Below are 9,554 nucleotides of genomic sequence, written 5' to 3' on the forward strand. Positions count from 1 at the left end.
TACGAGCTCAGGCCGGACCGTTGGACAACTGCTGTATCGCTGGCATCGCTCAAATGCCAGCACACGGACCTGCTCAAGCGGCGCAAGCCAGTGTCGAGACCGGCAGTCCCCATGACTGCGTCAGTCAATTCGGTTGCGCCGGTGACCGACATGTCAGCGGCCCGTCTCGTCTTCCCTGCACGATTTCCGCTTGTGCAATCCTCGCGGGCACGCCGTTGGCCACCGCCGCCCCCACGGATGCATGGACCAGCGTGTTGGTCGCGCATCCGGAGTTCGCATATCGCTCCGTCGTTCCGCCTCGCCTCGAGCGCCCGCCCAAACGGTACTGTCTGTAGGGCGGTCTCGCACGGCGAGGGTGCCGCACTTGGTGCCATCGCACCAACGTGCTCGTCTGATTTCGACATTTGCAGTGTCGCCTGCCGCTCGCTGGTGGGTTTAGGCCGCGCGCTGCATACCCAGAACGAGGAACATCATGAAATTCTTTTTTCACGCGCTAGGGGGCGCCGTCGCCCTTGGGCTCTCGCTGTCAGCAGTCGCCGGTCCGGACTGGTATGTGATCGAAAAGGCTCGCAACGCCAAGCGGGCTGAGGCGCAACAATTGAAGGCGCAGCAGGCAGAGGACCACACCGCGATGAGGCGTGACCATGCCGCCATGATGCAAAAGTGCCGCGAAATGATGGGTCAGCCCAAGTAACCGGCATACTCCGATGCGCTGCGTTGGCGTGGCGCATCGGAGCGCCTCGATTGGGCGATGCCACAAGTGGGTCGCATTTGATCTGTGGCAAACGGCCGCGAGGGCAAAGTGCCGAAAGCGGCCAAACGCTGCTACCATTTGGCTCAAACCGAGTTTCCCACGTGCGTATCCGCTTTCGCCGGCTTTGCCTTGCCGCCTTCCTGCTGAGTACCTTCCTGACAGTTCAGCTGGCAGCGGCGGCCTACGCCTGCGCGGGCAGCCGGTATTCGATGGACGGTATGACGGACATGGCCAGTATGACCGAGTCCTGTCCCGACATGACGCAGAAGGCCGAAGCGCCGGCTGCCCATGACGGCTTGTGCCTGGAGCACTGCCAGCTTGGCTCCAAATCGGCCGACCACCCCAGCCCGCAGATTCCAGCGTTCCAGCCCGTGCTCGTCAATCTGGTTGAGCCGGCGTTGGTGCCGGTAGTCGTCAGCCAGCGAGCCGCCTACGCCGACGCGGTGCCACGCGGGCCCCCTCGCCCGCTGCCCATCCTCCACTGCTGTTTCCGAAACTAGCCTCCGCAGCAACGCCTACTATCGTGCCCTGAACCATGGTGTTCAGGGTGGTCGTTGCTTTGCGGAGGCTTTATGCATTTGCGTTCTCCCTTTGCGTATGGGTGCCGGCTGACGCTCGCCCTTACGCTGTTGGCCGCTGCCCATCCCGGATGGGCACAACCGGCGGCCGCACTCTCCTTGCAGGAAGCGGTAGCCCTCGCGTCTTCCGGCTCGTCGGACGCCGAAACATCGCGCTCGGCGGTCCAGTCCGCCATCGAGATGGCGGTCGTTGGCCGGCAATTGCCGGATCCGGTGCTCAAAGTCGGTGTCAATAACGTACCGGCGAACGGACCCGACCGGTTTTCCCTCGGCACGGAATCGATGACGATGCGCTCGATCAGCCTGATGCAGGAGTTCACGAGATCGGCCAAGCGTGAGGCTCGCGCCCAGCGCTTCGAAGCCGAGGCGTCGTCGGCCGAGGCCCAGCGTACGGCGGCGCTCGCCACGGTGCAGCGCGGCGCCGCGACGGCCTGGCTGGACCGCTGGTATGCCGAGCGCGCCTACAGTGTGCTCTCCGAACAGGCGCACTCCATCCAGTTGATGGTAGACGCGGCGCAGGCCGCCTATCGCGGCAACCGCGGCTCCCGTGCCGACATCCTGGCCGCCGAACTGGAGCTCCGTCAACTGCAAGATCGCGAAGACGAGGCCCGCGCCGCACTGGTATCAGCCCGAGCGATGCTGCGACGCTGGGTGGGCGAGGCTGCAGAACTTCCCCTGGCCGAACGCCCTGGCTTTGAGGCGCCGGCCTGGCTCAATACCTTGGATGCCGGCGGCGTGGCGCAACTGCCGGAGGTGGCGGCGGCCGAGGCACAGGTTGGCGTCGCCGAGGCGGAAAGCCGGGTCGCTCGGGAGAACAAGATCCCGGATGTGAGCGTGGAACTGATGTACAGCCAGCGCGGCCCCGCCTACTCCAACATGGTTTCGCTCAACGTCTCACTGCCGCTTCCCTGGGACCAGAAGCATCGCCAGGATCGGGAACTGGCCGCAAAGCTTGCGCAGGCCGACGCCGCGCGCGCGCAAGCCGAAGTCGTACGCCGCGGCTTGCTCGGGCAGTTGCGCGGCAAGCAGGCAGAGCTGGCGCTCAGCCAGGCGCGGCTCGAGCGCTATCGGAGCACCACGGTGCCGCTGGCCAAGGCACAGACCGAAGCGGCCCTGACTGCCTATCGAGCGGGTGCCGGCACCCTGACCGCCGTGGCCGATGCCAGCCGCAAGGCGCTCAATATTTCGCTTGAGCGCCTGAAGCTTGAGGCTGCCACCGCCCGCCTGTGGGCGGACCTGACTTTCCTGATGCCGTTACCCACTGCAAACCAGCCCACGTCACTGCAAGGAGCCCAACCATGAACAAGACCACGATTGCACGGACGGTGGCAGGCCTGATGGTGGTGGCAAGCGTTGGCGCTGCCTATTACCTCGGTCAACAGCAAGGGCGCCAGTCGCCCGCGTCGGCAAACTCGGGCACCGGCGCCGGCGGTGCCGCCCTCAAGGCGGGCGACATTGACCCGAAAACTGGCAAGCGCATCCTCTACTGGCACGACCCGATGGTGCCCGGACAGCGCTTTGACAAGCCGGGCAAGTCGCCGTACATGGACATGCCGTTGTCGCCCGTGTATGAAGAAGCCAGCGGCGGTGCGGCCGTCACCATTGACAGCCGCGTGACACAGAACCTTGGCATTCGCACGGCCGAGGTGAAGACCGGCCGACTCGAGGCCGCACTTCAAGTGCCGGGCAATGTCGCGATCAATGAACGTAGCATCGAAGTGCTGCAGGCCCGCACCAGCGGATTCGTGGAGCACGCGTACGCTCGGACCACCCTCGATCCGGTCAGCAAAGGTCAAGCGTTGGCGCAAATCTATGCGCCAGAATGGGTCGCGGCGCAGGAGGAATATCTGGCGATCAGCCGGATGGACGGCAGCCTCCAGCGCGAGCTGCGCGAGGCCGCCATTGCGCGCATGCGTCAGGTGGGCATGACCGAGAGCCATATCCGGTTGGTCCAGTCCACCGGCAAACTGCAGCCGCGGCTGACGATCACCAGTTCGGTCGACGGCATCGTCACCGAAATCGGGGCGCGCGATGGCATGACGGTTTCGCCGGGAACGACTCTGTTTCGCATTGCGAGCCTAGCAACCGTTTGGGTCATCGCCGAGGTGCCTGAGAGCCAGGCCGCCCCGTTGCGGCCCGGCCAGACAGTGTCGGCCACCGCGGCAGCCTTGCCCGGCCACCCGCTGTCGGGCAAGGTCGACGCCATCTTGCCAGATATCAGCGCCGGCACCCGCACGGTCAAGGTGCGCATCGAATTGCAGAACAAGGCCCGTCAGCTATTGCCCGGCATGTTTGTCTCGGTGCGCTTTGACGCCGCCCCAGGGCCAGATCGTGTGCTCGTGCCAACCGAGGCGCTGATTCGCACCGGCACGCGCACCATCGCCATGGTCGCATCCGGCCAAGGCGGCTTCAGCCCCGTGGAGGTCAAGACCGGCGCGGCGGCAGGCGGTCAAACCGAAGTCATTGAAGGGCTCAAAGCGGGTCAGAAGGTGGTCGTATCAGGACAGTTCCTGATCGACTCGGAGGCGAGCCTGCGCGGCACTACTCAGCGCATGACCGCCCCCACAGCCGCCTCTGCAGCCGGCGCGTCGGCGCCTGGCACCGCTGCGGCGCCCGGGCCGGAGCATCAAGGCGTCGGCCGGATCGAGGCCCTCACCGAGCAGAGCATGACGATCTCCCATGGTGCCATTCCCTCGGCGCAGTGGGGCGCCATGACGATGGAGTTTGGCGCGCCGCCAGCCGGCATGCCCAAAGGTTTCAAGCCCGGGGACCGGGTCCGATTCCGCTTCCGCCTGGATAGCGACGGCGTGGCAACCCTCTCCGCCGTTGAGACCGCCGACGCCACTGCGGGAGCCAAGCCATGATTGCCCGGCTCATCCTCGCGTCCATCCGCAATCGGTTCCTGGTGCTGCTCACCACCGTCATGGTCACCGCGTGGGGACTTTGGGCGGTACAGAGCACACCGCTTGACGCCCTCCCGGACCTGTCCGATGTGCAGGTGATCATCCGCACGCCGTTCCCAGGCCAGGCACCACAGATCGTGGAAAACCAGGTCACCTATCCGCTCACCACGACCATGTTATCCGTACCCGGCGCCAAGACCGTGCGCGGCTACTCGTTTTTTGGTGACTCCTATGTCTATGTGTTGTTCGAAGACGGGACCGACCTGTACTGGGCGCGCTCGCGCGTGCTCGAGTACCTGAACCAGGTGCAATCGCGGCTGCCGGCAGCGGCCAAGCCCGCGCTCGGCCCCGATGCAACCGGCGTCGGCTGGATTTATGAGTATGCCTTGGTTGACAAGACCGGCCAGCATGACCTCAGCCAGCTACGGGCGCTACAGGACTGGTTCCTGCGTTTCGAGCTCAAGTCCCTGCCCAACGTCGCTGAAGTGGCTTCGCTTGGCGGCATGGTCAAGCAATACCAGATCGTGCTGATGCCGGATCGGCTGCGCGCCTACAACCTGTCGCAAGCCAAGGTGCTCGCAGCGCTCAAGGGTGCCAACCAGGAAACTGGCGGTTCGGTGCTGGAGTTGGGTGAAGCGGAGTACATGGTTCGGGCGACCGGTTACCTGAAAACGCTGGATGACTTTCGCCAGATTCCGCTGGTCACCAGCGACGCGGGTATCCCGGTACGGCTGGGCGACGTTGCTACCGTGCAGCTCGGCCCCGAGATGCGGCGTGGCATTGCCGAACTGAATGGCCAGGGCGAAGTGACCGGTGGCGTCATCGTGCTGCGCTCGGGCAAGAACGCCCTGGAAACCATTGAAGCGGTCAAGGCCAAGCTCGCCACCTTACAGAAGAGCCTGCCCAAGGGCGTCGAGATTGTCACGACGTACGACCGCTCGGCGCTGATCAAGCGGGCGGTGGACAACCTCACCACCAAGCTGATCGAAGAATTTGCGGTCGTGGCACTGGTCTGCCTGGTGTTTCTGTTTCACCTGCGCTCGGCGTTGGTGGCCATCGTCTCGCTGCCGCTGGGCGTGCTGGCCGCCTTCCTGGTGATGCGCTACCAGGGCGTGAATGCCAACATCATGTCGCTGGGTGGGATCGCCATCGCCATCGGCGCGATGGTCGATGCCGCGGTGGTCATGATCGAGAACGCGCACAAGCATCTCGAGCACTGGCATGCCGACAACCCGCGCCTTGAACTCGGCGGGCACGAGCGCTGGCGCGTCATCGGCGAATCTGCCGCCGAGGTCGGGCCCGCCCTATTCTTCTCGCTGCTGATCATCACGCTGTCGTTTATTCCGGTGTTCACGCTGGAGGCGCAGGAGGGCCGGCTCTTCTCGCCGCTCGCCTTTACCAAGACCTATTCCATGGCGGCCGCCGCGGGATTGTCCGTCACCTTGGTACCGGTGCTGATGGGTTACATGATCCGCGGCAAGATCCCGTCGGAGCAGGCCAATCCGCTTAACCGCTGGCTGATTCGCGGCTACCAGCCGCTGCTCGGCAAGGTCCTTGCATATCCGAAGACCACCCTGGCGATCGCGGCCGTGCTGCTCATCGCCACCGCGTGGCCGATCATGCGCATTGGCGGCGAATTTATGCCGCCCCTGGATGAAGGCGATCTGCTCTACATGCCGTCGGCGTTGCCAGGCCTCTCCGCAGGCAAGGCCTCCCAGCTCCTGCAGCAGACCGATCGACTCATCAAGACCGTGCCGGAGGTCGCGACGGTGTACGGCAAGGCGGGCCGCGCCGATACCGCAACCGATCCGGCGCCGATCGAGATGTTCGAGACCACCATCCAGTTCAAGCCCAAGGACCAATGGCGTGCCGGCATGACCACCGACAAGCTGGTGGAGGAGCTCGATCGGGTCGTCAGGGTGCCTGGGCTGTCCAACATCTGGGTGCCGCCGATCCGCAACCGCATCGACATGCTCGCGACCGGCATCAAAAGCCCGGTGGGGATCAAGGTCGCCGGTACGGATCTGAAGGAAATCGATCGCCTGGCCACGCGCATCGAGGAGGCCGTCAAGACGGTTCCGGGCGTCACCTCCGCGCTGGCCGAACGGCTCACGGGCGGCCGGTACATCGACGTCGATATCGATCGGGGCGCTGCGGGTCGGTACGGCCTGAACATTGAAGACGTTCAGGCGATCGTCTCATCGGCCATCGGTGGCGAAAACGTCGGCGAAGTGGTCGACGGGCTCGCGCGCTTTCCCATCAATGTCCGGTATCCGCGCGACTATCGAGACTCCATCGAGCAACTGCGCAGCCTGCCCATCGTGACCGACAAGGGGTTGCAAATCACGCTGGCCGACGTCGCGCGCATCCAGGTCGTGCAAGGGCCGCCCATGCTGCGCAGTGAAAACGCGCGACTCTCCGGGTGGATCTACGTCGACATTCGCGGCAGAGACCTACGTTCGGCCGTGCAGGACATGCAGGCGGCGGTCGCCAAAGCCGTCCCGATGCCAGCCGGGTACTCCTTGAGCTGGTCAGGGCAGTTCGAGTATCTCGAGCGCGCCACCGCGAAGCTGAAGGTGGTGGTCCCCTTCACGCTGCTGATCATCTTCGTCTTGCTCTACCTGGTATTCGGCCGTCTGGATGAGGCACTGCTCATCATGGGCACCCTGCCGCTGGCCTTGATCGGCGGCTTCTGGCTACTCTATCTGCTGGGGTACAACCTGTCGGTCGCGGGGATTGTCGGCTTCATCGCACTCGCCGGGGTCGCTGCGGAATTCGGCGTCATCATGCTGCTCTACCTGAAACATGCCTGGCAAGCACGGCTCGAGGATGGGCAAAGTAATCTCGCGGCCCTGCTCGATGCCATCCAGGAAGGCGCCGTGCTGCGTGTGCGCCCAAAGGCGATGACCGTCGCTGTGATTCTGGCCGGCCTGCTGCCGATCATGTGGTCGCACGGCACCGGCTCAGAAGTGATGCAGCGCATCGCTGCGCCAATGGTCGGCGGCATGGTGACGGCGCCGCTGCTGTCCATGTTTGTGGTCCCGGCGGTGTATTTGCTGCTACGCCGCCGTCAGATCAAGCAGACTTCCCTTTCCCCCAACCTCACACCTCAGGAGGAATCGCAATGAAACACCTCAAGACCCTCGCCGCCGCCCTGGCCATGATTGCCGCACCGGCTGTGTTCGCCGCGGGTTCGATGGACGGCATGGACATGAAGGCACCCGCTGCCTCACAACAAGCGCCTCGGCCGGTGTCCGCAGAAATCAAGAAGATCGATGCGCAGACCGGCAAGGTTACGCTCAAGCACGGCCCGATTGAGAACTTGGGTATGCCCGGCATGACCATGGCGTTTCCGGTCAAGGATCGCGCCTCGCTTGGCAAGTTCAAGGAAGGCGATGCCGTGTCGGTGACCTTCGACAAGGTAGATGGCGCGCCGACGGTCGTGGACATGCAGCGCAAATAATCCGCGCCATGCGCGTACGGCTTGCTGCCAACGGCCGTGCGCGTTCTGACCCGCCGGCAGGGCCTAGCAACGTCAAGCCGGTAGGCATTGGCGCCTTTGCGCAACGATCCTGGCTAGCCAATTCCGAATCGAACTCAGACCGTGCGCCACAACCCTTTTGATCTGCCCCACGATGTCCTCGTCGTCGTCCTGAGCTCACTGGCAATCATCCTTGGTATGCTCGGACTGTTTGCTTGGTATGTGCGACGACGGCACGGCCCCCGGCGAACCCGCAACCAGCATGGGACGGTCTCGCGCAAGCGCAATAGGAAGTCGAGGAGACGGAGCAAATAGCGGTCGAATAGAGGGCGTCCACGGGTTACCTTCTGGCAATGGCTCGCACGGCTGGCGGCTTCCAATCATGGTACGGGCGACGCCGCCGGTGCCCGGGCGCGGCTACTTTGCTTCATTCGAACTAGCAACAGCTCAGACCGCCCATCATGCGCTGATGCATCAATAGCATGCCTACCACACCACGCCGATGGCTGCGCACACAATCAAGATGACTTTCCAAATTGACGATTTGTTCATGCTTTGTCTCTCCTAATGCCAAGCTGAGCTCGGTTCCAGCTGACCATAGACGGCGGTAGCAACGCGTGCCAGTTAGCCGAACTTGCCATCGATCCAGTAGAAGACATTGACGGGGCCTTCCTGGGCAAAGCGAAAGCCCGTGTCCTTGTTTGCGGCGTTCTCGGTGGTCACGTAGAGGGTCAGGCGCTGCCCGGTCACGTCGTGATACATGAATTGCGCCACGGGACCGCTGGCACCCGGCAGCAGCCGTCCACCGATCAGCTCATAGCCAACTGAGCCGAGTTTTGGGGGATTGACCTGGGCGCCTAGCCGCCTGGACAGCCACGCGACCAACTGGTCTTCCTGGTCGGCCGCCAGCGCCACTGGCCGCTTGACGTCCGGGCTATAGACCACGTGAGCGATCGCGGCCCGGCGCGGCAGGCTCGTCACGTCGGCAGCCGGCAATGGCAACGCATCTGGCGCCTGCGCCACGAGGGGCGCCTGCTGTATCGCGCCCCGCCCCAGCCAGCCGGCAGCGGCGCTGACGCAGGCAACTGAAGGAAATGAGCGGCAGCCCCGAGTAAAGCCAATGGCAGCCGGAAGTTGAGGTCTTCAAGGACGTGCCTCACGTCGCTCGCTCCGCGGAGCATCTGACACTATTGTCGCTCACGCCTCTAACCTTGCTCGATGTGCTCACGAAAGCCCAAAAGACGTATCCCGCCGGGAAAGTCTTCTCGATCACGCCGGCGATCAAACAACACAAGCCTGTGGTAGTCGTGCTGGTCGCCAGTAATGGCAAAGTTACGGAACTGAGCTACAACCTGTTAGAAGGCACGCTGATCGAAACACACCATGGTAGGAGGGCGATCAAGAGAGTGGAGGAGAAAATGGTCGACCTTCCTCGTAGCGCCCAATTCGATCCGTATCGACTCCATTCCACTTCCGGCGCTTCAGCCGGCTTGTGAACCAGAGAGGCAAAGGCTTTGAGCACCTCCGCGAAGGTGCTCAACCGTCTCAATGACAGTGGCGAATGCCAGTACTGTGGTCCACGTGGCAACCTTGCCTGTCTGTGCCACCGCTGTGGGCATTCGCAGCGCCAACTGCTGCAAACAGCGCCAATGCCATTATTCCCGTCGCAAGCTTCTTCATCTTTCTCCTCCCGTTGGTAAGCCGGTTCTATGTAAGCGCGAAATTCTCCGCACATAGCGTCACAAGCACAGACGGCGCAGGATTGTGTCCACCATTTTTAGTGGACACAACTCATGGACCAGATCGATTTGGATTTCTTGCCGCTGCGGGTGATCAAC

At 63.6% G+C, this 9,554-nt stretch carries 8 protein-coding genes and 1 pseudogene; 7 read left to right on the forward strand and 2 right to left on the reverse strand.

Going from position 1 to position 9,554, the window contains the following annotated elements; all coding sequences use genetic code 11:
• The first annotated feature begins 472 nt into the window (after nt 1-472).
• The 6 genes from F7Q96_RS18570 (at nt 473) to F7Q96_RS18595 (ending at nt 7,698) form a co-directional block, all read left to right on the forward strand.
• Nucleotides 473-694 carry a hypothetical protein gene (locus F7Q96_RS18570; RefSeq protein WP_062799422.1) on the forward strand — a complete coding sequence of 74 codons (222 nt, stop codon included), beginning with the start codon at nt 473-475 and terminating at the stop codon, nt 692-694.
• A 161-nt stretch (nt 695-855) separates the two neighbouring features.
• Entirely contained in the window at nt 856-1,254 is a 399-nt protein-coding gene (locus F7Q96_RS18575; RefSeq protein WP_115737209.1) for a copper resistance protein, read from the forward strand.
• Nucleotides 1,255-1,326: 72 nt separating this feature from the next.
• A complete protein-coding gene (locus tag F7Q96_RS18580) occupies nt 1,327-2,634 on the forward strand; it encodes a TolC family protein (protein ID WP_151023068.1) in 1,308 nt (435 codons plus the stop codon).
• Nucleotides 2,631-4,196 carry an efflux RND transporter periplasmic adaptor subunit gene (locus tag F7Q96_RS18585; protein WP_151023070.1) on the forward strand — a complete coding sequence of 522 codons (1,566 nt, stop codon included), beginning with the start codon at nt 2,631-2,633 and terminating at the stop codon, nt 4,194-4,196. The genes F7Q96_RS18580 and F7Q96_RS18585 overlap by 4 nt, the downstream gene beginning before the upstream one ends.
• Entirely contained in the window at nt 4,193-7,363 is a 3,171-nt protein-coding gene (locus tag F7Q96_RS18590) for an efflux RND transporter permease subunit (protein ID WP_151023072.1), read from the forward strand. Before F7Q96_RS18585 ends, F7Q96_RS18590 begins: the two co-directional genes overlap by 4 nt.
• Nucleotides 7,360-7,698: a copper-binding protein gene (locus F7Q96_RS18595; RefSeq protein ID WP_151023074.1), complete on the forward strand. Its 339-nt coding sequence runs from the start codon at nt 7,360-7,362 to the stop codon at nt 7,696-7,698. Before F7Q96_RS18590 ends, F7Q96_RS18595 begins: the two co-directional genes overlap by 4 nt.
• 642 nt (nt 7,699-8,340) lie before the next feature.
• Here F7Q96_RS18595 and F7Q96_RS18600 read toward each other — a convergent pair.
• Nucleotides 8,341-8,802: pseudogene (locus F7Q96_RS18600) on the reverse strand (anti-sigma factor family protein); the annotation flags it as partial.
• Nucleotides 8,803-8,927: 125 nt separating this feature from the next.
• Between F7Q96_RS18600 and F7Q96_RS18605 the strand changes: the two are divergent.
• Nucleotides 8,928-9,212, forward strand: coding sequence for a hypothetical protein (locus tag F7Q96_RS18605; RefSeq protein WP_170292928.1), 285 nt, complete (start codon nt 8,928-8,930; stop codon nt 9,210-9,212).
• A gap of 49 nt (nt 9,213-9,261) precedes the next feature.
• Here the strand turns inward: F7Q96_RS18605 and F7Q96_RS27495 are convergent, their stop codons facing one another.
• The gene (locus tag F7Q96_RS27495) at nt 9,262-9,396 is read right to left on the reverse strand and encodes a YHYH domain-containing protein (RefSeq protein ID WP_151023078.1); all 135 of its coding nucleotides are present in this window, start codon (nt 9,394-9,396) and stop codon (nt 9,262-9,264) included.
• Nucleotides 9,397-9,554: the final 158 nt, after the last annotated feature.

It is taken from the genome of Cupriavidus gilardii (assembly GCF_008801915.1).
Taxonomy (GTDB): Bacteria; Pseudomonadota; Gammaproteobacteria; order Burkholderiales; family Burkholderiaceae; genus Cupriavidus; species Cupriavidus gilardii.